Source organism: Roseofilum sp., assembly GCF_982964205.1.
The window spans coordinates 1-20771 of the sequence record NZ_CEZBFX010000087.1; the positions used below are offsets into that span (position 1 = coordinate 1).

Genomic DNA, 20771 nt, shown 5'->3' on the forward strand with positions numbered 1-20771 from the left:
GGATATTGTAGTCGCGTCTGCTCAAGCTTATGTCAACGCCCTCAACCGTCTGTCGGAAGCGTTGAAAAAAGATCGCCTTCACGCGCAACATGAAACTGCTGTGGTTTAATTAACGGGTCTGGATAAGGAGGCATTTTGATTTTCCTCCTTATCCATCTTAGAAATATCATTGTGTGTAGATAATGGCCGCAAGAAACCCGGTGTCTTTCCTGCCAAAGGGTTTATCGCAAACATTGCCAGGTTTGACGGGCGATCGCCCAATCTTCTTCCGTATGAATCACGTAAACGCGCACGGCAGAATCTGGAGTGGCAATATCCACATCCATGGGAGAGTTCGCATTTTTCTCCACATCTAACATTAATCCCAAAAACTCAAAGCCTTGACAGGCTCTTTGACGCACGTCTACTGAATTTTCGCCTACGCCTGCGGTAAAAACCAGAACATCTAATCCGCCCAAGCTGGCTAACATTTCACCGATCGCACTCCGCAGGCGATGAATATAGAGATCGAAGGCCAATTTTGCCCGTTCATTCTTCTCATTCATCGCTTGTAGAATGGTTCGCAGATCTGCCGACAGTCCGGAAACCCCTTTGAAACCGGATTCTTTATTCAGCATTCGGTCAATGCTATTGACATCAAAACCGCGATCGCGCATTAGATAGAAGATGATCGCCGGATCGATCGAACCGCTCCGGGTTCCCATCATCAGTCCCTCTAAAGGCGTAAACCCCATGGTGGTATTGACACTAATACCCTCTTTCACCGCAGCCAAAGAACAGCCATTGCCCAAATGACAGGTAATCATCTTTAACGACTCTAGGGGTTTTTCCATTAACTCAGCCGTACGTAGGGCACAATAGCGGTGACTGGTTCCATGGAAGCCATAGCGCCGCACCCCTTGCTCAAACCACTCATAGGGAATAGGGTATACCGCCGCTTCTGGGGGCATCTGGCTGTGAAAAGCAGTGTCAAATACTGCCACCTGGGGCACGTCGGGTAAGACCCTCTCCACAGCTTCTATCCCCTGCAAATTGGCTGGATTGTGCGATGGTGCCAGGGGGATGAGTTGGGTAATAGTGGCTTGGACTTCTGGGGTGATGCGGGTAGCTTCGGAATATTCCGTTCCCCCATGCACCACCCGATGACCAACAGCATTAATCTCCGAGAGGCTCTCTAAAACTTGGGTTTCTCCGCTCACCAGAGTTTGCAGGAGTTTAGAGATCGCCTCTTCCTTCGCATCACTGGGTAAGTTGGTTTCCTGCTCGATCCCATTCGCCTTGACTTTCATGACCCCATAGTCCGTGGCCACTGTCCAGTCAATGGTCGCTTCCCACAGGGGATGGGGAGGATGGGCCGGGAGTTGGTCTCCGGTAATGTCATATAAACAGCTTTTTTGGGAGCTGGAACCCGCGTTTAAAACCAGGATTTTCATGGGCTTGGGGAATTCAGAGGACAAATGGTTTGGGTTTGGATGGCAGTAATGGTGACGGTATTGATAATGTCGGTGACTGTACAGCCGCGACTGAGGTCATTGACGGGTTTACGCAAACCTTGTAAAACGGGGCCAATGGCGATCGCTCCTGTTTCCCGTTGGACGGCTTTATAAGTGTTGTTCCCGGTATTTAAATCGGGGAAAACTAAAACTGTGGCTTGTCCCGCAACCTCAGAATCGGGGATTTTTTGAGCGCCCACGTCTGGATCGACAGCGGCATCATATTGAATGGGTCCTTCGATTTTCAAATCGGGGCGTTTTTGTTGAGCTAAATGGGTGGCTTTCCTCACTTTTTCCACTTCTTCTCCTTTACCTGATTCTCCAGAGGAATAGGAGAGTAAGGCAACTCTGGGTTCAATTCCAAATCGTTTGGCAGTATCCGCAGAAGAGAGGGCAATTTCTGCTAATTGTTCGGCCGTGGGGTTCGGATTCACGGCACAATCTCCGTAGACCAATACCCGGTCTTCTAAACACATGAGAAAGACTGAAGAAACAATGGAACACTCTGGCTGAGTTTTGATAATTTGTAGCGCGGGGCGAATGGTATGTTGGGTAGTGTGGACGGCTCCAGAAACCATGCCATCGGCATCCCCACTATAGACCATGAGTGTACCAAAGTAGGAGACATCCATGATTAAGTCTTTAGCCATATCAAGGCTAAGATTTTTATGTTTGCGGCATTCATAGAGGGTTTCGGCATAGCGATCGAAGTTTTCACTTATGGCAGGATTGATAATTTGGACTTGGTTTAAATCCAGGCGAATATTATGTTTTTTCAGCGTTTGTTCAAGGCTTGAGAGGCTACCTAAGAGAGTAATATTCACTAAACCTTGGGATAACAGGACACTCGTCGCCTGCAATATCCGAGGATCGTTGCCTTCTGGAAGAACAATATGGCGTTTTTGGGCTTTGGCCTGTTGTACCAAGTTGTAGGTAAACATTTTCGGGGTCATGCCCTTGATTTTTATGCCTTCAATACGCTCTTCTAGTTCTTGTAAGTTAACGTAGCGATCGAAGGTTTCTATCGCCACATGGATTTTTTCGCGATCGCCACAGGTGAGGGAAATATGTAGATCGTGAATGGCTGAAGCCGTCGTATAGGTATCGCTTTTGACGCATAAAATAGGCGGTGGATCGGGTAAACCATCCAGGAGTTTGGCAATCACTCGGTGAGGTTTAATACCACAGGAAAGAACTAAACCGGCTAAGTTAGGGTAATTTACGGATTGATCGGCCTGTACAACACCGAGAATAACATCCGAGCGATCGCCAGGAGTTATGGCTAGATTACCCTCCTTTAAACGCTCAAGGGCATGTTGCACTTGCATCGCGGCTACCACGTACTTGTTGGCTAGGTTATTGAGCCGTTTATGTCCATATAGGACTTCAGCATTCAGTTGTTCTACAACATCCCGCATCCGGGGACTACTGAGCCGACGGTCGTAGGGAATCACTGAAACTAAGCTTTCGGGCAAATCCAATTCTTTCACCAAACTGGCTTTGAGGGTATCCACCCGATCCGGTTGGGCTAAGTTCAGAATTACCCCAACCACATCGCATTCCTTTTCCCGATACACATCCAGGGGCAGTTGTACAGAATTAATGGCTTCTTCTGGGGTGCGATCGCTGGCCTTACCCACAATTAAGACGGGACAGCCTAAATTTTTGACAATTTCTACATTCAGATCGAATTCAAAAGCCGCTTCTTGGCCTTTGAAATCCGAACCTTCACAGACCACAAAATCATATTTCTTTTCTAATTGTTTATAGCGTTCAATAATCCGATCCAAGAGGTCATCTAAATGATGATGACTCAGTAAATCTGTCGCTTCCTGCAAGTATAAGCCAAAGGCATCTTCTGGAGATTGTTTCAGCCTAAAATGGGTGAGAATCAGTTTAATATCATCATCAATATCCCCCGCTTCGGGTTTACGAATGATGGGGCGAAAAAATCCAATATTGCTCGTTTTCCGGGATAAGCATTCAATTACCCCTAAGGAAACAAGAGCTTTTCCACTGGCGACTTCTGTTGTACTAACGTATAAAGAATGGGCCATAGTCTACTCACCTTAAATATTGCAAAAGAAAAAGAATGGATGCTAAGTTCCAGGCCGCGATCGCAGCGCGCTTTCTAGATGGGAGCGATCGGCTAATTGGTGTAACAAGGGGCCATGGGGGCGCATTTCCACGATGCTCACCCCACCGACTGGCATGGCAATGCGATCGCGAAATCGTCCCACATCAATCCCCAATAACCGGCATAACATAATGCGAATAGTGGCTTTATGGGAGACCACCAGCACATTACCAGAGGAATAACGACCCTCAATTTCCTGGATCGCTACAGACGCGCGTCGGGAAACATCAATACCCTTTTCACCTCCTGTGGGGGCATTCCAGCCTGGATCGGTTAACCAGCGAACATAGTCATCATGATAAGTTTGGTTTACGGTTGCGGGCTGTTCTCCTTCCCATTGTCCGTAATTGAGTTCCTTAAGTCCCTCCCGCAGTTCCATCTCTAGGTTCAGGGTTTCGCACAAGGGGGTTGCTGTGGAGATCGTCCGTTTCATCGGACTCACATAAGCTGCTCTCCAATCCAATTTTGCATAGGCTTGGGTAAACTGTTGAGCCATTTTTTCTCCATCTTCGGTCAACTCAGGATCGAGGACACCACAATAACCTCCCTCTTGAGTATCGGTCGTTTCTCCATGTCTAAGAAAATATAAAGTTAGGCTCATAAGATTAAACGGGTCACAGATGGAATGCTTGTTCCCATTATGTTCTAGCAAGAGAGACTTGGTTTAAAACTACCAAACTCCTTAATTTTTTGATATTAATATCAAGTTAAGTCTCCCTTAAGATGCCCCGTCATCATTATTTTTCTATGAAAATCCACTTAACAAGGGGCTGGGGTCCCTGGTTCATCAAGGACCGATTCGTAGACTATGGTTGACTTTGGATATCAAAAGTAATCTCGATCGACTGGCGATGGTATTTTGTAATGTAAATCAGCAAGGCATGGATCAGTACGATTAAACCCGTCACTTCCAGCATTTCTTCCGTACTAGCGAGTAATGAATAGACTAGATTTTGCATTCCTCCTGCAATTCTAATCCAGATACTACCCATCATTTCCAATCCTAAAACGCCAAACACGTAAAGACTTCCTGCGGCGATCGTCATCTTTTTAATTTGCCTTGGTAAATGATTGACAAACTTAGAAAAATAATAGATTAATCCCAAAGTGAGAACTCCATAGGGAATCACCCAAACGGCAGAAAAGATAGCTGGTAGATGTTTGCCCACTTCCGGGACGATCATAATTTCGTGAATCTGTAAACCTTCATCTAATGCCATAAAGGCAAAAATAAAATGCAAGACTCTCCAGTAAGAAGCAAATGGAAATTTTTCACGCTTCTCCAGTTGGAAGATGAGCTTAAACAAAAATGAGCAGAACGCCAGCAAGAGTACCGTATATAGAGTGGGAAAGTTCATTTCCCGATCCATATTAAAAATAACCATCCATTCTTGACGATAGTTAAATCCATACTTTGCCAGTTGGATAATGAGATTAACCAAACTAAAAAGGAGAAATAAAAAGGTGAGGACTCTGGTAATACTGAATGGAGAAAATGTGTTTTTTATATTCATTGCTGCGAGCAACATACAAGATAGTGCTGACTTGCAATCCCATTTAGTAGCAAGTATTTCTCAAGTAGATTTCTTGACTCTAGAATGTGGAGATTAAGATAGCATATATCTTTTTAATCTTACCTTAAAGTTTTTCAAAAAGCAATATCATTAGAATTCTATATCGCGGGTTGATAGAAGAGGGATAAATTCTAATCTGGGAACCCAAAGGAAATCTTAAGATTTTTGGACTCTGGGGACATTTTGCTTGCAAAGGAGTTTAAGATACCAGAAGTTCAGAAGCATTGCTTGGAACTGAAAAGTGACGGCTCAAAATTGACACAGCTTCAAGTATTTAGCCCTTTCGTTAAGATAGATTAGAATTTATGGTAGCTTCACCTGAAAGACTCAGTCCCCAGGAAAATTTACTCTCCCCCGATGAGTTGAAAAAAATTGATGCCTACTGGCGGGCTTGTAATTATCTTGCTGTAGGTATGATCTATCTGCGAGACAACCCCTTACTAAAAGAAACGCTTAAACCCGAACATATAAAATACCGCCTCCTCGGTCATTGGGGAGCGTCTCCAGCCCTGAGTTTTAGCTATGTTCACCTCAATCGGCTGATTAACAAATATGACCTCAATGCAATCTACCTAGCCGGCCCCGGCCATGGTGCGCCTGGCGTTTTAGGCCCTGTTTATCTGGAAGGAACCTATTCTGAAGTCTATCCAGACAAAAGCGAAGACGAAGAAGGGATGCAGAAATTTTTCAAGCAGTTCTCGTTCCCCGGTCATATCGGTAGTCATTGTACCCCAGAAACTCCCGGTTCTATCCACGAAGGGGGAGAACTCGGCTATAGTGTTTCTCATGCCTACGGAACAGTGTATGATAACCCCGACCTGATCGCTGCTGTGGTGGTTGGGGATGGAGAAGCGGAAACCGGCCCCCTGGCGACGGCTTGGCACTCGAACAAATTCCTGAACCCGATCCGGGATGGGGCAGTTCTGCCTATTCTTAACCTGAACGGCTATAAAATTGCCAACCCAACTGTTCTCTCTCGCATCAGTGCAGAGGAACTTGAAAGTTTGTTTATCGGCTATGGGTATACCCCCTATGTGGTTGAAGGCGATGACCCAGCTATTATGCACCAAAAGATGGCCGGAACGATGGAAACTTGTATTAACCACATTCGGGCAATTCAAGAAGAAGCTCGTCGAACAGGAGAAGCTAAACGCCCCCGCTGGCCGATGATTATTCTGCGGACTCCTAAAGGCTGGACGGGGCCGAAAGAAGTGAATGGTCACAAAGTAGAAGGCTTTTGGAGGGCGCACCAAGTTCCCATGGGCGGAATGCACAGTAACCCAGAGCATGTCCGCTTGTTGGAAGAGTGGATGAAGGGCTATAAACCGGAAGAACTGTTTGATGAGAACGGCAAACTGATTCCGGAATTAAAAGAACTGGCTCCAAAAGGCGATCGCCGCATGAGTGCGAACCCGAGTGCTAACGGTGGCATCCTCCGCAAAGATCTAAAAATGCCAGACTTCCGCAACTTTGCTGTAGAAATCCCCAAACCGGGCACTGTGGAAGTGGAAAATACCAAATTCCTCGGCTACTTTCTGCGGGAAGTTATGCGCGACAACCCAAATAATTTCCGGCTCTTCGGCCCCGATGAAACGGCTTCTAACCGTCTCCATCCGGTCTACGAAGTGAGCAAAAAAGTCTGGATGGCTCACTTCCTCCCCGAAGACCTGGACGGTAGCGAACTCTCTACGGATGGTCGGGTTATGGAAATCCTCAGCGAACATACCCTGCAAGGATGGTTAGAAGGCTACTTACTTACCGGTCGTCACGGACTCTTCCACACTTACGAAGCCTTTGCCCATGTAGTGGATTCGATGTTTAACCAACATGCCAAATGGTTAGATATCTGTATCAACGAAGTTCCCTGGCGGGCCTCCGTATCTTCCTTAAATATTCTCCTCTCTTCCCTCGTTTGGCGACAAGACCACAACGGTTTTAGCCACCAAGACCCCGGATTTGTAGACCTGGTGACCAACAAAAGTCCCGATGTGGTTCGCGTTTACTTCCCCCCTGATGCCAATTGCTTACTCTCGGTTTCTGACCACTGTTTACGTAGCACCGACTATGTCAATGTGATCATCTCGGATAAACAAATGCACCTGCAATATCTCAATATGGAGGATGCAATTAAACATTGCACTAAAGGGATTGGGATCTGGGAATGGGCTAGTAATGATGACTGTGGCAAAGACCCGGATATGCCGGATGTGATTATGGCTTGCTGTGGGGATATTCCGACAATGGAATCTTTGGCTGCAACTGCTATTTTGCGCGATGAATTCCCGGATCTTAAAGTACGCTTTATTAATGTTGTTGATTTGTTTAAACTGATGTCAGAAGGGGAACATCCCCATGGTTTAAGCGATCGCGACTTTAACAGCCTTTTCACCGTCGATAAACCTGTAATGTTCAACTTCCATGGTTATCCTTGGTTAATTCACAAACTGGTGTATCGCCGCGCTAATCAAGACCGGATTCATGTTCGCGGCTACAAAGAAAAAGGCAACATTAACACGCCTCTGGAATTAGCGATCAATAACCAAGTCGATCGCTTTAACCTCGTCATTGACGTGATTGACCGCGTGCCGAAACTCGGTTCTGCGGCTGCCTATGTCAAAGAACGGATGAAAAATGCCATTATCGAAAACCTCCAATATGCCCGCGCACAAGGCATTGATAAGGAAGAGATCGTCAACTGGAAATGGCCGTATTAATCGTTTAATGTGAATAGGGGCGAAAAGAATTTCGCTCCTTCCTGCCTTTCTTAGAGCTGTTTGATTATAAGCTAAGGTCAGTTTTGGTTAAGGAGGCGATCGTTAGCGATAGTTCGAGAGGAGCAACGGGAGTAGGCTAAAAGTGGGAACTAGAAACCCCTTCTTTGTTCCATCTGTTTCATTTTTATTTGAAATGACAAATAAGAGGGACGATCTCAACGATGAGCCAAAAACAAGCGCAAATTGGCATTACGGGGGGAATTGCGACCGGGAAAAGTACGGTGACTCGATATCTCGAACAACATTATGGTTTACCCGTATTTGATGCAGATCGGTATGCGCGAGAAGCGGTGCAACCGAAATCGCCGGTTTTCCAGCGCATTGTGCAACGATATGGAAAGACTATTGAGTTACCGGAAGGGGGATTAAATCGTCAGCAGTTAGGGGAAATTGTCTTTAGTAACCCCGTAGAGCGGCAATGGTTAGAGGAGCAAATTCATCCTTATGTGCGCGATCGCCTATACTATGACCTCAATCAATCCTCTCCCCAGGATACCCTAGTCTTCTCCATTCCCCTCCTCTTTGAAGCCCAGATGACCGATCTAGTTGAGGAGATTTGGGTGGTCTACTGTTCTGAAGCGCAACAAATAGAACGGTTAATGCGCCGCAATCACTTGACTTTAGAACAAGCGCAGATCAGGATCAACTCTCAAATGCCCTTAGCTGAAAAATGCCAGCGAGGAGATCGCCTGTTAGATAACTCTTCGACTGAGTCCGAATTGTTTCAACAAATCGATCGAATCCTCCAGTCCAACTTTTAATCGATAGGATAGCGGCGATCGCCAGTTTTCGGTTACAGTAAAATATAATTCAATCACCCTAACATAGGTAAACAATTCAATCACGGATGGACAAGGATTTAGACCCTACTCTACAACCCTGGGAACAGGAACTCAACGCCACTCTAGAGCAGATACAAAGCCTAGCTGCTACACATCAAAAGGATGCCGTTACCCTATTAGCTATTCTTCGCAGTCTCGAAGAAATGCATCGTTATATTCGAGAAACCTGGTTTCAAGACTCCCTTCCCAATAACCGTCAAGCCTTGTATACCCTCCTGCGAGACATGGAAACCGAAGGAGGATGGCCCTATATTAGTCGAGTACAGTTACAAACGATTCTCAGAGTTTGGTTTCAAGCCGAGGTCGTCCGCAATTTACCGAAATCCTTAGAGTCTGAACCTCTAGATGAACCATAATGCGTTTATTCCCCATTCCCTATTCCCGATTCCCTAATGAAAATCACGACCTTAAACGACATCCCTCAAGAAGGCGTTTCGCATAATGCCAATATCCGTAAACAAGTCATGTTACGTATTGGGGACTTACCCCATTTAACCAACTTTTCCCAAGCCAAATTTCCCCCTGGAGAAGTCGCGAATAGTCACGCCCATCAAGATATGTGCGAAGTTTTTTTTATTGAATCTGGCACAGGGATTATTACCGTAGATAACCAGGAGTATGCCCTTTCTCCAGGCACTTGCATTGCCATTAATGTTGGAGAAATTCATGAATTACGAAATACCGGTTCAACGGAATTAGTAGTGACCTATTTTGGCTTAAGAGTTCCCGTTTCTGAATCCTGACATTTAACCTCATCCAATGCCTGTTGCATAAATTGAGTAAATAGCTTAACCTTCTTAGAAATGCTCGAACTTATGGGATACACGACATATAACGTCAATTCTGGAACTTTATAGTTCGACAAGAGAACTTGTAAATTTCCTTTCCTTAAATCTTGTTCGACAATAAAGTTGGGCAACATTACAATTCCCAATCCATTGACAGCCGCATCTCGCAAAACTTCTCCATTGTTAGAACAAAAGACCCCATCAATAGAAATAAGTCCTTCTTCTCCTTCATAAATGAAGGGCCAACGTTCCCCAGTTGCCAAATATCCATAATGCATACAAGAATGTTTTTTTAAGTCTTCAATCTCAGTCGGAATCCCTCTGTTATTTAGGTAACTAGGAGCTGCACAAATGACGCGAGGAATAGTGGTAATGGGGTGAGCAATCAAACTTGGAGATTTTAAAGGTAAGCTAATGCGAATAACCAGATCGTAACCTTCAGCGATCGGATCTACAAAACGGTCTTCTAACGTCAATTGGATTTTAACCTGTTTATATTGAGTCATAAATTCAGCTATTTTTGCACTTAAAAAGGAGAGACCAAAAGACATCGGAGCATTGATTTTCAGATTTCCTTTCGGTTCAGTCTGTTGCTCAGAAATACTGAATTCTGCTTCTTCTAAGCGATGAAGAATATCAAGACAGCGTTCATAAAATGCTTGACCATTATCAGTCAGTGTAACTTGACGCGTTGTACGGTAGAGCAATGGCACTCCCAAATACTTCTCTAAAGCAATCACCAGCTTATTCACTGCTGAACGCGAGAGCTGCATTTTTCTCGCCGCCGCAGCAAAGCTACCTTCTTCAACGACTTGTGTGAATGCATGTATACTTTCAAACTTATCCATTAGACCCTGAATTGTAAACAAAATAGAGACAATGTGTCTCTAAAATACTATATTGTCTTTTTTAGAGAACCATTTTATGATGATGGTGGCTGGTACAAAATTCATCTGCTTGTGTAGCAGACCCTCATTAATCACTTAACGACCCATTACTTTGTAAAAATCGAGCTAATGTTATTTAGCTTGATAGCACCGCTATGTTGTCTCAATCCGTAATCAATAATCATGCCTGATTCTTATCAATACAAACGCCTATCTAAAGATGATGCCGTCGTTCTACTCATCGATCATCAAGCGGGTTTAATCTCATTAGTCCAAGATTATTCACCCAATGAATTTAAGAATAACGTTTTGGCTTTAGCCGAATTAGCTAAATTTTTTAATCTCCCAACCATTCTAACCACCAGTTTTGAAAATGGCCCCAATGGCCCTTTAGTTCCCGAAATTAAAGAATTTCATCCCAATGCCCCTTATATTGCTCGTCCCGGTCAAATTAATGCTTGGGATAATGAAGACTTTGTGAAAGCCATCAAAGATACCGGTCGTAAACAACTCATTATGGCGGGAGTTGTGACAGATGTTTGTGTGGCTTTTCCTGCTTTAAGTGCCCTGGAAGAAGACTTTGATGTTTTTGCGGTAACTGATGCGTCTGGTACATTTAGCAAAGATGTGCGAGATGCAGCATTATTGCGGATGCAAGGAGCTGGGGTACAAATGATGAATTGGTTTAGTGTCGCCTGCGAACTCCATCGCGACTGGCGCAATGATATTGAAGGTTTGGGTGCTTTACTCTCCAAGTATATTCCCAACTATCGAAATTTAATGACCAGCTATTTTGCAACACAAAAATAGATGGATTCAACAATAATTCCAGTTTTCTGATAGATGAATTCGTGAAGCATTAAACCCATCAAGAGGAGTTTGACTCAATGGATACTTTACAGGCGATTTATCAACGTCGTTCAGTTAAAAATTACGATCCCAATCATAAACTGACTCCAGAAGAAGAGGGGAAACTTCTGGAAGCTATGATTCAAGCTCCAACGAGTTTTAATATTCAACATTGGCGTTTTGTAATTCTTCGAGATTCTGAATTACGTCAAAAAATCCGCAAAGAGTTGGGTAACGATCAAGCACAAATGACGGATGCTTCTTTACTAATTCTGTTTACAGCAGATATGAACGCATGGCAGAAAGCCCCCGAACGCTATTGGCAAAATGCCCCCAAAGAAGTGGCTGATTTATTAGTAGGTTGGATGGGGCCGTTTCATGAGGGACGGGAATGGCTACAGCGAGATGAGGCTCAACGCTCCATTGGTATGGCAATGCAAACTTTGATGTTAGCGGCTAAAGCAATGGGCTATGATTCTTGCCCGATGATTGGCTTTGACATTGAGAAAGTTGCAAAACTGATTAATTTACCCGCAGACCATGTTATGGGGCCAATGGTTGCGATTGGCAAAAAAGTTAAAGAACCTTGGCCAAAACCGGGACAATTGCCGTTGAGCGAATTAGTGATCGAAAATAAGTTCTAAATAGTTTGAGTTCGTTTAAAATTGATAAAGGACTTCACTCAAATTTTCGACCCGATTATTTTTGATCGTAATGCCCTCGTTGAGGAGTAATTCCTTTTTACGAGGTACTCCTAAGCGATAATTACCAATTTCGCCATTGCTTTTGACCACTCTATGACAAGGGATGACAATCGGATTGTCATTACGAGCCATCGCATTTCCCACTGCACGATAGGCTTTAGTATTGAGGGCTTTTGCAATTTCTTTATAGGTTGTAACTTGACCTTGGGGGATTTTTGTTAAAAGTTCATAGCACTTTTGATGAAAACTAGGCGTTTGATTTTTCATGCTGTTGATCTGGCTCCGAATAATCTCCTGAATATTTGATTCAATATAGCACTAATCACCAAGGATTGTAACGGACAAGAGATTGCCTAACCCTAAAAGGTCAGCCTAAAATAACCTCTGAAAACGATCCCCTTGATGCGTGATGATTATTCGACCTCTAGAACAAGCTGACTGGCCAGCAACTTGGCAAATTATCAAGCCTGTATTTCGTGCAGGTGAGACCTACAGCTTTGCAACTAATATTACAGAAGAAGAGGCATTTAAAGTTTGGGTTGAAATGCCAGTAGTCACCTGCGTTGCAGAAAATTCAGAGGGGTTAATACAGGGAACTTATTATCTAAAAGTCAATCAACCCGGACCGGGTTCTCATGTTTGTAATTCTGGCTATATTGTAGCAGAAGCAGCTCGTGGGAAGGGCATCGCTTCTGCTCTGTTCAAACATTCTGAGGCAGAAGCTGTAAGACTCGGATTTCGGGCGATGCAATACAACTTTGTGGTGTCAACAAATACGGTTGCTGTTCGACTCTGGCAGAAACTGGGCTTCGAGATTGTGGGGACATTACCGGAAGCGTGTTTACATCCATCACAAGGCTTTGTTGATGTCTATGTGATGTACAAGAAACTTGACCTGTCATCTAACAGTATGACTAACTCATTATGAATCAATACCACAAATTCCACCGACGGGATTTTTTTAAATGGGCTTTAGCCGCAGGATTTTCGACGTATCTATTAGATAAAGGGAAATCATGGGGACAAAACCCTACTGATACGAGTCAAAAAGCCGATCTAATTCTTTATAATGCCCGGATTGCTACCCAAAACGATCGCCGCTCCTTTGCTGAAGCTGTTGCAATTAAGGGTAACCGTTTTCTGGCAGTGGGTACGGAAAAGGAAGTGATGGCTTATCGCGGCGATCGCACCCAAACCATTAATCTGAATCGTCGCACCGTCATTCCCGGCTTAAATGATAGTCATACTCACTTAATTCGGGGGGGGTTAAACTATAACATGGAACTGCGCTGGGATGGTGTGCCCTCCCTCGCGGATGCCCTGCGAATGCTCAAAGAACAAGCCGCTAGAACCCCTGCCCCTCAATGGGTACGGGTAATTGGTGGGTGGAGTGAATTTCAGTTTGCCGAACGCCGGATGCCGACATTGGCAGAAGTTAATGCGGTATCGAGAGATGTACCCGTATTTATTCTCAATCTATACAATCGTGCCCTGCTCAATGGGGCTGCATTACGCGCTCTAGGGATAGACCGCAATACCACACCCCCTCCCGGTTCAGTCATTGAAAAAGATCGCAATGGTAATCCGACAGGAATGCTGATTGCCAAACCCAATGCGGCCATTCTTTATGCAACAATCGCTCAAGGGCCCCTATTAAGTTTAGACGATCAAATCAACTCCAGTCGTCACTACATGCGGGAAATGAACCGTTTGGGGATTACCAGCGTTATTGATGCGGGTGGTGGAGGACAAAATTTTCCCGATGACTATCAAATCATTGACCACCTTCACAAAGAAGGATTGATGACCGTTCGGGTCGCTTATAACCTATTTACCCAAAACCCAGGGGCAGAGAAAGCCGATTTTGAACGCTGGATTAACATTGCCAATCCGGGACAAGGAGACGATTTTTATCGCCTCAATGGTGCAGGAGAAATGTTAGTCTTCTCGGCCGCAGATTTTGAAGACTTTACCGAACCTCGTCCCGATCTCAATCCCAACATGGAAGCCGAACTTACAGAGGTAATTCAACTTCTGGCTGCTAATAAGTGGCCGTTCCGACTCCACGCCACCTATAATCAATCAATCTCGCGATTTTTAAATATATTTGAGAGAGTGAACCGCGAAATTCCCTTTAATGGAATGCACTGGATTTTAGATCATGCGGAGACGATTAGCGATCGCAATATTGAGCGAGTCAAAGCGTTGGGCGGTGGTATTGCCTTTCAACACCGGATGGCGTATCAAGGGGAATACTTTCTTGACCGATATGGCGTGGAGGCTGCTAATCGTACCCCCCCATTAAAAAAATCATGGCCATGGATGTGCCAGTATCCGGGGGAACAGACGGCACGCGAGTTGCCAGTTATAATCCTTGGGTCGGTTTATATTGGCTAGTAGCCGGCAAAACTGTTGGCGGCACAACCCTTTATTCTGAAGCCAACCGCCTCGATCGCATGGAGGCTTTAAGGTTATATACCACCGCTGCCGCTTGGTTCTCCAATCAAGAAGGAAATAAAGGCGCAATTATGCCTGGTCAATTGGCAGATTTAGCCGTTCTATCAGAAGACTTTTTCTCTGTACCCGAAGAGAGAATCAAACATCTTGAATCCGTGTTAACCCTTGTCGATGGTCAACCCGTTTATGGAAGTGAAGAATTTAGTAACTTATCCCCTCCACCCTTACCCATTAGTCCAGATTGGTCTCCGGTAAAATATTTTGGGGGATATCATAATGATTCTCGGAGCAGTGTTATTCCTGCATCTGAGCAGAGGTGGACTTCAGGTATTCACTCACAAAAACGACCCAACTTAAAGTTATCCTCTTTGAATCAACCGGGTAGTCTATCTCAATTTTGGGGAGGTCTAGCTTGCGCCTGTTGCTACTAAGATCAATTAAAAATTAAAATCGAAAAGAAATGCGATCATGACAACAAAACAAAACAAACCTCGAAAAACTTCAGCTTTTCAACACTTAATGAGTGTGCATTGGTGGATGGCGGGCTGTTATCTTATTTTGTTTTGCACTGGGCCAATCATGGCCCGTTTGCCACGAGATCTCCCTGGTCGTAATGCACTCTACGACTTTCATAAATCGATCGCAATTATCTCTCTGATTCTCTTAGCTTGGCGTGTTATCACCTTAGTTCGTGTGTGGGGGAAAAAATATGCCAAGCGCTTTCCCAAAACCACTCCCAAATGGTGGCAGAAGACCCTTTTACACCTGAGCCTGTACATCTTGATGGTGGGGGTTCCCCTGACTGTTTTTTTCTTCTCCAACTCTTTCCAATCCAATGGTGTAAAGTTATTCGGGCTGGTGGTTCCAGATTTGTTTTCCCCCAATGAAGACCGGGTAGAGTTGGGGCGTGCGCTCCACTTTTGGTCATCTTATGGTTTTTTGCTATTCGTTACCTACCACACCTACCAACAGTGGCATTATGTACGAGGAACCTGGCGGCGCTGGCAGGGATTTCTACAAGGCAGCAGGGCAAGGTAGGATAGCATCAAATCCTTAAATGCTTGATACTAATGCATACTAACGAGGTATGGTACTCAAGCAGAGACGGAAAGGGTGCAAAAATTGAGAGTGGAGTATTGGGAGAAAATTAGAGATATAGACCCAGAAAACCTGGTTTTTATAGATGAAACAGTTATTCTTCTACGGGGAAGTGGCCCTTATGGGCGCTCAGAAAAAGAGACAAGATTCAGGGAAATGAAACCCTTGTATCGAGGGGCAAAAGTGACTTTATTTAGAGCTATTACCCAGGATAGATTTGAAGTCTTTTATTTCTAATTTTTCTCCTACTACCAGCTCTATGATTGATACTCTTCTGGCTGTAGTCCTGGACTTAATGAATATGAATGACCCAAATAACCAAAATCAACAAGTGACTGCCGTCATTTCCCATTATATTCGCCCAGGTCGCGAATCTGGGTATGAAGAGTGGTTGCAAGGTGTTTCTGAAGTGGCCAGAGAATTTGAGGGTCATCAGGGGGTAACTATTCTCAGACCTCAATCAGGTTCGAGAAAGGAATATGTGATTATTCTCCGTTTCGATCGCTATCACAATCTCTGTCACTGGCTGCGATCGCCAGAGCGAAAAGAATGGATTGAACGCGCTCAACCCCTGACTGAAAAGCAAGAAGATGTACAGATTCTCACTGGATTAGAAGCGCTGGTTTCTCTCCCCAATACCATCTCTTCTCCTCCTCCAAAGTATAAAACAGTCTTAGTTACTTGGCTGGGAGTTTTTGTTTGTTCATCAATCTTGGGTTATCTGATTACCCCTCATTTATCTGCCCTGCACTTTCTCCTCCGCCAAGCCATTATGACCGGATTAGTCGTTGTTTTATTGGCTTATGTTGTTATGCCGAGATTAACTCGTTTATTTCATAAATGGCTGCATCCTACTAAGATATAATTGCAAGGCGATCGCCTCCCGGTGCTTAGAATTTAGCCATGGAAAGGGAAACTTACGAATACACCACCATAGATATTCACCGTAATTATTAATCATTAATTGCTTTCCACTACAGCAGAATTTCGTTCATGTTCCCGAAACTCAACACGCTTAACTCTTACTCTACCTTCGCTTTCCGTCTGCACAAATGCATTGAGCTTAGTCAACACCAACTCAGCAAACTTTTCCGCACTGACTGCTTGAAGCACTCGAAGCTGAATCACCCCCTGTTCTTGTAGTTGATAAAAACTCGGTAAATAGGGGTCATCTTCTGCTACAATCACCGTATGATCGAACATATATTCCATCCATGCTTTGGGATTCATGCCATCAATTTGAGTCCTGGATCTTTTCATCCCGCCAAAATCCCACACCCAACAATGACAATCTAGCTCTCCTTCAAACCAAACTTTAAACGAGACGCTATAACCGTGTAAAAAATGACAATGTGATCCCTGCGATCGCCACTGTCGAAAGCAAGTAGAAAATCCATCAAAAACTTTTGTCGATTGGTACTTCAATTTAGGCTTTTTATCAATGGGTTCAGAAGCAGAAACGATCTCTTAAAGCAAAAAACAAAGATGCACGCTTAAGTAGAAATCACTCCGTAGTATAACATACTCAGTCAGAATGCGATCGGCTCCATTTAATCAAATTCCGAGACCCAGATTTCTACTACGAGAAATTTCCATCCAGAGAGCAATTTGTTGATTTTATTGGTTCTCGACTTCACTTCAAACATTAGATCGGGGACTAATTCGGCATAACTGTTAGTTGTACAAAGAATTCATTGATAAAATTATTCATTATTCAGGGTTAAGACTGCTTGCATCTGGCAAAACCAGTTAATTAATTGATCCAGTTGTTGATTGGGTTTGAATACGCCTAAGCCTCGTACGGTGACTTTTTTAGGCGTATAGACAAAGCGAGCATGGAAGCGGCGATAATGCTCCGCATCGCTGGCGCGATCGAGTTTTTCTTTTAATAGATTCCAAGCGGGTTCTTCCATGGGTGTTTCTAAAACAACATGCTGTTTTCCGTCGGGTTTAATGCGCGAAAAGCCGAGGGATTTTGCCAGTTGTTTGAGTTCCATCACCTGGATGAGTTGTTGAGCCGGTTGGGGAATACTTCCGTAGCGATCGCCCCATTCCCTCTCGATTAAGCGTAATTCATCACCACAACTTGCCGCCGCTACGGAGCGATAGGCTCGCATTTTCTGATCCATATCCGGGATATAATCGGCGGGAATAAACGCGGTAATCGGCAGATCGATACTGGTATCCTCAACTTTGGGAATCTCTTGCCCCTGGACTTCTTGAATCGACTCCTGTAACATTTCCATGTATAATTCAAAACCAATGGTAGTCATCTGTCCGGACTGTTCCGCACCTAATAGATTGCCGACTCCGCGAATTTCCATATCGCGCATTGCCAACTGATACCCAGAACCTAACTGGGTAAACTCCTGGATTGCCCGCAACCGTTTTTGAGCCGGTTCCGGTAATACTCGGCGATCCGGATAAAAGAGCCAGGCATGGGCTTGAATTCCTGCTCGACCGACGCGCCCTCGTAACTGATATAATTGCGACAATCCGAACTTCTGGGCATCTTCAATTAAGATCGTATTGACGCGGGGAATATCCAAACCCGACTCAATGATAGTGGTACAAACCAGCACATCTGCTTCCCCATTACTAAAACTGAGCATCGTTGCTTCGAGTTCCGTTTCCGCCATCTGTCCATGGGCGATCGCCAATTGCACCCCTGGAACCGTTTCCCGAATCCGGGTACTGATCTCCTCAATTCCCTCAACCCTGGGAACCACATAAAAGACTTGCCCTCCCCGATCCAACTCTTGGCGAATGGCAGTGCGGACTGCCTCCAAATTATACGCCGCCAAATGAGTTTTAATCGGGCGACGCGATGGCGGTGGAGTGGTAATCAAACTCATCTCTCGCACCCCTGACAGGGACATATAGAGCGTCCGTGGAATCGGTGTAGCGCTGAGGGTTAAGACATCCACCTGGGTTTTGAGCGCTTTAATTTTCTCCTTCTGATTCACTCCAAACCGTTGCTCCTCATCCACCACCAATAAGCCTAAATCTCGGTACTTCACCTCTTTACTCAACAGCGCCTGAGTACCAACCACCACATCCAATTCCCCCGTGGCTAACCGTTGCTGAATCTCCTTCCGTTCGCTAGGAGTACGAAATCGGTTTAATAATCCCACTTCAATGGGATAAGGGGCAAATCGTTCTTTGAGCGTGTGATAATGTTGCTGGGTTAAAATTGTTGTCGGAGCCAAAAATGCCACCTGTTTCCCTGCCGTCACTGCCTTAAAAATGGCGCGAATTCCGACTTCTGTTTTCCCAAATCCCACATCCCCACAAACTAATCGATCCATGGGGCGCGGCGATTCCATGTCCCGCTTAATATCCTGAGTTGCCTTCAGTTGATCGGGGGTGGGTTGGTAGGGAAACGAGTCTTCTAACTCTTCTTGCCAAGCGGAATCGGAGGGAAAAGCAAACCCTTCTTGTTGCGATCGCGCTGCATAGAGTTTGAGCAAGTCTACAGCCAATTTTTTAATGTTTTTGCGGACTTTATTTTTGGTCTTTTCCCAGGTTTTACCTGCTAATTTATGTAAAGTGGGGCGCTTGCCGTCAGTAGAGCGAAATCGAGATAAAGATCCTACTTGATCGGCGGCGACACGAAGTAAACCATCTTCATATTTAATGACTAAATATTCCCGGGTTTCGTCATTCACCGTCAGCTTTTCTAACTTGATAAAGCGTCCAACTCCATGACTCTTGTGAACGACATAATCCCCTGGTTTTAGGGTATTGGGATCGACTTGTTTGGAGGCAGCACGGCGACGTTTGCGGATGTAGCTAGGGGTGGCGAGGCTATGTTGCCCGTAAAATTCGCGATCGCTCACCACCATGATCCGAAACGTCGGCAGCACAAAGCCTTCGAGTTCCGCAACTCCAGAATATTTGAGGGCGATCGGGGTATAGTGAACTTGCAGAGACTCGATCGCCTGATAATCCTTGGGATTAGGTATAAATTTAGCGGCACAATCATGTTCTTGCAGCAAGGAAACCGATCGCGAGGGTTGGGCAGAAATGACGAAAATTAGCGTCCGTTTTTTACTTTCTTCGCGCAGAGTTTCCGCGAGTTTGGCAAACTGATGGGGCATGACAGGAACCGGGCGACTGGAGAGATTGAGCGCCCCAGAATTGCTTTCCGCTAATTCGGATAAGTGGAGACAGGGATAGGTTTGCACTTGAATTAAGGACTGGGCAAACGAGCGGTGAATGGGGGGTACTTTACCCACTCCTTCTACCTCGCTCAGGGTTTCAGACTGCTCTTGGATATGTTGCACCCAATTGTCGCTATGGCTCTCGCATTGGCTAGGTTCATCGATCGCCACCAGCGTATTTTTCGGTAAATAATCCAACAGGGAAGCGGGAGCGTCAAAGGCTAACCCTAAATAGGCTGAGGAGAATTCGGGCAGGTTTTCCACCCCCAGATCTATAAGCGCTTCCTCAAGGATGGGCGTGAATGCAGTGGGGGTTAAAATTACTTCAGGGATCGGATCGAGCGATCGCCCCGTGGCTGGATCGAGTTCCTTAATCTTCTCCAGGGCATCCCCATCCCCCTCCGTTGCCCACCATTCCAGGCGCACCGGCAACTCGGAAGCTACCGGGAAAATATCGACAATGTCTCCTCGGCGACTCCATTGCCCCTCGGTTTCCACGGAAGTCACCCGCTCATAGCCCAGTTGACTTAACTTCAGATCCAGAGCCTTACTCTCCCAGATATCCCCCTTTTGCAATCGCAGAGCATAGGGTTGAAATGCTTCCAGGGGCGGCAGATGGGGCTGTAGCGCCCGTTCCGTACAGACGATTGCTCGTTGACGCTCTGGATCGCCCAAAACCAACTCTGCCAACACCTGCATCTGTCCCCAAACCATCTCCGGTTCCGGAGGGCTGAATTCATAGGGCGAGGCTTCCGTGGTGGGATAAAAGAGAACCGCATCCCAATCCATGGCTTCTAATTGCGCCGTCCATCGGTTCGCCTCTTCCATGGTTGCCGCTACCAACAACAGCGAGCGAGATTCGGCTTGGGAGAGGGCAGACGCGATTAACCCCTTGGGAAACCGGGGAATTCCCTGCAGTGCCAAAGTGCGGTTCTCGCCCTTGAGTTTAGTCAACAACTCTTGCGTTAGAGGCGATCGCCGCAAGGTTCGCAAGATAGAGGAAAA

17 protein-coding genes and 1 pseudogene are annotated in these 20771 nt (G+C 45.3%); 10 read left to right on the plus strand and 8 right to left on the minus strand.

Features of this window, described 5'->3' with window-relative positions; all coding sequences use genetic code 11:
• Nucleotides 1-221: 221 nt before the first annotated feature.
• From AC3A14_RS18025 to AC3A14_RS18040, 4 genes are all read right to left on the minus strand, one after another.
• A complete protein-coding gene (locus tag AC3A14_RS18025) occupies nucleotides 222-1433 on the minus strand; it encodes an acetate kinase (RefSeq protein WP_318733789.1) in 1212 nt (403 codons plus the stop codon).
• Nucleotides 1430-3550 carry a phosphate acetyltransferase gene (pta, locus tag AC3A14_RS18030; RefSeq protein WP_318733791.1) on the minus strand — a complete coding sequence of 707 codons (2121 nt, stop codon included), beginning with the start codon at nucleotides 3548-3550 and terminating at the stop codon, nucleotides 1430-1432. Before pta ends, AC3A14_RS18025 begins: the two co-directional genes overlap by 4 nt.
• A gap of 42 nt (nucleotides 3551-3592) precedes the next feature.
• On the minus strand, nucleotides 3593-4231 hold the full coding sequence (locus tag AC3A14_RS18035) for a histidine phosphatase family protein (protein WP_318733793.1): 639 nt from the start codon (nucleotides 4229-4231) through the stop codon (nucleotides 3593-3595).
• Nucleotides 4232-4436: 205 nt separating this feature from the next.
• Nucleotides 4437-5144: a hypothetical protein gene (locus AC3A14_RS18040; protein WP_318733795.1), complete on the minus strand. Its 708-nt coding sequence runs from the start codon at nucleotides 5142-5144 to the stop codon at nucleotides 4437-4439.
• Between the two features lie 365 nt (nucleotides 5145-5509).
• Between AC3A14_RS18040 and AC3A14_RS18045 the strand changes: the two genes are divergently transcribed.
• From AC3A14_RS18045 to AC3A14_RS18060, 4 genes are all read left to right on the plus strand, one after another.
• A complete protein-coding gene (locus AC3A14_RS18045) occupies nucleotides 5510-7918 on the plus strand; it encodes a phosphoketolase family protein (RefSeq protein ID WP_318733797.1) in 2409 nt (802 codons plus the stop codon).
• Between the two features lie 221 nt (nucleotides 7919-8139).
• Nucleotides 8140-8739 carry a dephospho-CoA kinase gene (coaE, locus tag AC3A14_RS18050; protein WP_318698496.1) on the plus strand — a complete coding sequence of 200 codons (600 nt, stop codon included), beginning with the start codon at nucleotides 8140-8142 and terminating at the stop codon, nucleotides 8737-8739.
• 86 nt (nucleotides 8740-8825) lie between these two features.
• Nucleotides 8826-9176, plus strand: a complete 351-nt coding sequence (locus tag AC3A14_RS18055) for a hypothetical protein (protein WP_318698497.1) — start codon at nucleotides 8826-8828, stop codon at nucleotides 9174-9176.
• 36 nt (nucleotides 9177-9212) lie between these two features.
• Nucleotides 9213-9563, plus strand: a complete 351-nt coding sequence (locus AC3A14_RS18060; protein WP_318698498.1) for a cupin domain-containing protein — start codon at nucleotides 9213-9215, stop codon at nucleotides 9561-9563.
• Here AC3A14_RS18060 and AC3A14_RS18065 read toward each other — a convergent pair.
• Entirely contained in the window at nucleotides 9527-10456 is a 930-nt protein-coding gene (locus AC3A14_RS18065) for a LysR family transcriptional regulator (RefSeq protein WP_318698499.1), read from the minus strand. The genes AC3A14_RS18060 and AC3A14_RS18065 overlap by 37 nt on opposite strands.
• Nucleotides 10457-10678: 222 nt before the next feature.
• Here AC3A14_RS18065 and ycaC point away from each other — a divergent pair, with 222 nt between their 5' ends.
• Both ycaC and AC3A14_RS18075 read left to right on the plus strand, forming a co-directional pair.
• Nucleotides 10679-11305 (plus strand): isochorismate family cysteine hydrolase YcaC, encoded by a 627-nt coding sequence (gene ycaC, locus AC3A14_RS18070; RefSeq protein ID WP_318698500.1) that lies wholly within the window; start codon nucleotides 10679-10681, stop codon nucleotides 11303-11305.
• A 77-nt stretch (nucleotides 11306-11382) separates the two neighbouring features.
• The gene (locus AC3A14_RS18075) at nucleotides 11383-11988 is read left to right on the plus strand and encodes a nitroreductase family protein (RefSeq protein ID WP_318698501.1); all 606 of its coding nucleotides are present in this window, start codon (nucleotides 11383-11385) and stop codon (nucleotides 11986-11988) included.
• A 15-nt stretch (nucleotides 11989-12003) separates the two neighbouring features.
• Here AC3A14_RS18075 and AC3A14_RS18080 read toward each other — a convergent pair whose 3' ends face one another.
• On the minus strand, nucleotides 12004-12315 hold the full coding sequence (locus tag AC3A14_RS18080; protein ID WP_318698502.1) for an MGMT family protein: 312 nt from the start codon (nucleotides 12313-12315) through the stop codon (nucleotides 12004-12006).
• A 142-nt stretch (nucleotides 12316-12457) separates the two neighbouring features.
• Between AC3A14_RS18080 and AC3A14_RS18085 the strand changes: the two genes are divergently transcribed.
• The 4 genes and pseudogenes from AC3A14_RS18085 (at nucleotide 12458) to AC3A14_RS18100 (ending at nucleotide 16468) form a co-directional block, all read left to right on the plus strand.
• Nucleotides 12458-12976: a GNAT family N-acetyltransferase gene (locus AC3A14_RS18085; RefSeq protein WP_318733799.1), complete on the plus strand. Its 519-nt coding sequence runs from the start codon at nucleotides 12458-12460 to the stop codon at nucleotides 12974-12976.
• A pseudogene (locus tag AC3A14_RS18090) lies at nucleotides 12973-14936 on the plus strand (amidohydrolase). Before AC3A14_RS18085 ends, AC3A14_RS18090 begins: the two are co-directional and overlap by 4 nt.
• A 37-nt stretch (nucleotides 14937-14973) precedes the next feature.
• A complete protein-coding gene (locus tag AC3A14_RS18095; RefSeq protein WP_487779090.1) occupies nucleotides 14974-15543 on the plus strand; it encodes a cytochrome b in 570 nt (189 codons plus the stop codon).
• 319 nt (nucleotides 15544-15862) lie between these two features.
• On the plus strand, nucleotides 15863-16468 hold the full coding sequence (locus tag AC3A14_RS18100) for a putative antibiotic biosynthesis monooxygenase (RefSeq protein ID WP_318733801.1): 606 nt from the start codon (nucleotides 15863-15865) through the stop codon (nucleotides 16466-16468).
• Between the two features lie 95 nt (nucleotides 16469-16563).
• On the opposite strand, the gene AC3A14_RS18105 is transcribed toward AC3A14_RS18100, so the two are convergent.
• On the minus strand, nucleotides 16564-17028 hold the full coding sequence (locus AC3A14_RS18105; RefSeq protein ID WP_318733803.1) for a 6-pyruvoyl trahydropterin synthase family protein: 465 nt from the start codon (nucleotides 17026-17028) through the stop codon (nucleotides 16564-16566).
• Nucleotides 17029-17306: 278 nt separating this feature from the next.
• The coding region (gene mfd, locus AC3A14_RS18110; RefSeq protein WP_318733805.1) for a transcription-repair coupling factor at nucleotides 17307-20771 on the minus strand (3465 nt) is incomplete at its 5' end.

Excerpts from the sequence above, each read along its gene's own strand:
- AC3A14_RS18095 (WP_487779090.1), top strand. The coding sequence starts at position 14,974 with ATGACAACAAAACAAAACAAACCTCGAAAAACTTCAGCTTTTCAACAC.
- AC3A14_RS18045 (WP_318733797.1), top strand. The coding sequence starts at position 5,510 with ATGGTAGCTTCACCTGAAAGACTCAGTCCCCAGGAAAATTTACTCTCC.
- coaE (WP_318698496.1), top strand. The coding sequence starts at position 8,140 with ATGAGCCAAAAACAAGCGCAAATTGGCATTACGGGGGGAATTGCGACC.
- pta (WP_318733791.1), bottom strand. The coding sequence starts at position 3,550 with ATGGCCCATTCTTTATACGTTAGTACAACAGAAGTCGCCAGTGGAAAA.
- AC3A14_RS18055 (WP_318698497.1), top strand. The coding sequence starts at position 8,826 with ATGGACAAGGATTTAGACCCTACTCTACAACCCTGGGAACAGGAACTC.
- AC3A14_RS18040 (WP_318733795.1), bottom strand. The coding sequence starts at position 5,144 with ATGAATATAAAAAACACATTTTCTCCATTCAGTATTACCAGAGTCCTC.
- AC3A14_RS18100 (WP_318733801.1), top strand. The coding sequence starts at position 15,863 with ATGATTGATACTCTTCTGGCTGTAGTCCTGGACTTAATGAATATGAAT.
- AC3A14_RS18060 (WP_318698498.1), top strand. The coding sequence starts at position 9,213 with ATGAAAATCACGACCTTAAACGACATCCCTCAAGAAGGCGTTTCGCAT.
- AC3A14_RS18035 (WP_318733793.1), bottom strand. The coding sequence starts at position 4,231 with ATGAGCCTAACTTTATATTTTCTTAGACATGGAGAAACGACCGATACT.
- AC3A14_RS18025 (WP_318733789.1), bottom strand. The coding sequence starts at position 1,433 with ATGAAAATCCTGGTTTTAAACGCGGGTTCCAGCTCCCAAAAAAGCTGT.
- AC3A14_RS18075 (WP_318698501.1), top strand. The coding sequence starts at position 11,383 with ATGGATACTTTACAGGCGATTTATCAACGTCGTTCAGTTAAAAATTAC.
- AC3A14_RS18065 (WP_318698499.1), bottom strand. The coding sequence starts at position 10,456 with ATGGATAAGTTTGAAAGTATACATGCATTCACACAAGTCGTTGAAGAA.
- AC3A14_RS18085 (WP_318733799.1), top strand. The coding sequence starts at position 12,458 with ATGATTATTCGACCTCTAGAACAAGCTGACTGGCCAGCAACTTGGCAA.
- ycaC (WP_318698500.1), top strand. The coding sequence starts at position 10,679 with ATGCCTGATTCTTATCAATACAAACGCCTATCTAAAGATGATGCCGTC.
- AC3A14_RS18080 (WP_318698502.1), bottom strand. The coding sequence starts at position 12,315 with ATGAAAAATCAAACGCCTAGTTTTCATCAAAAGTGCTATGAACTTTTA.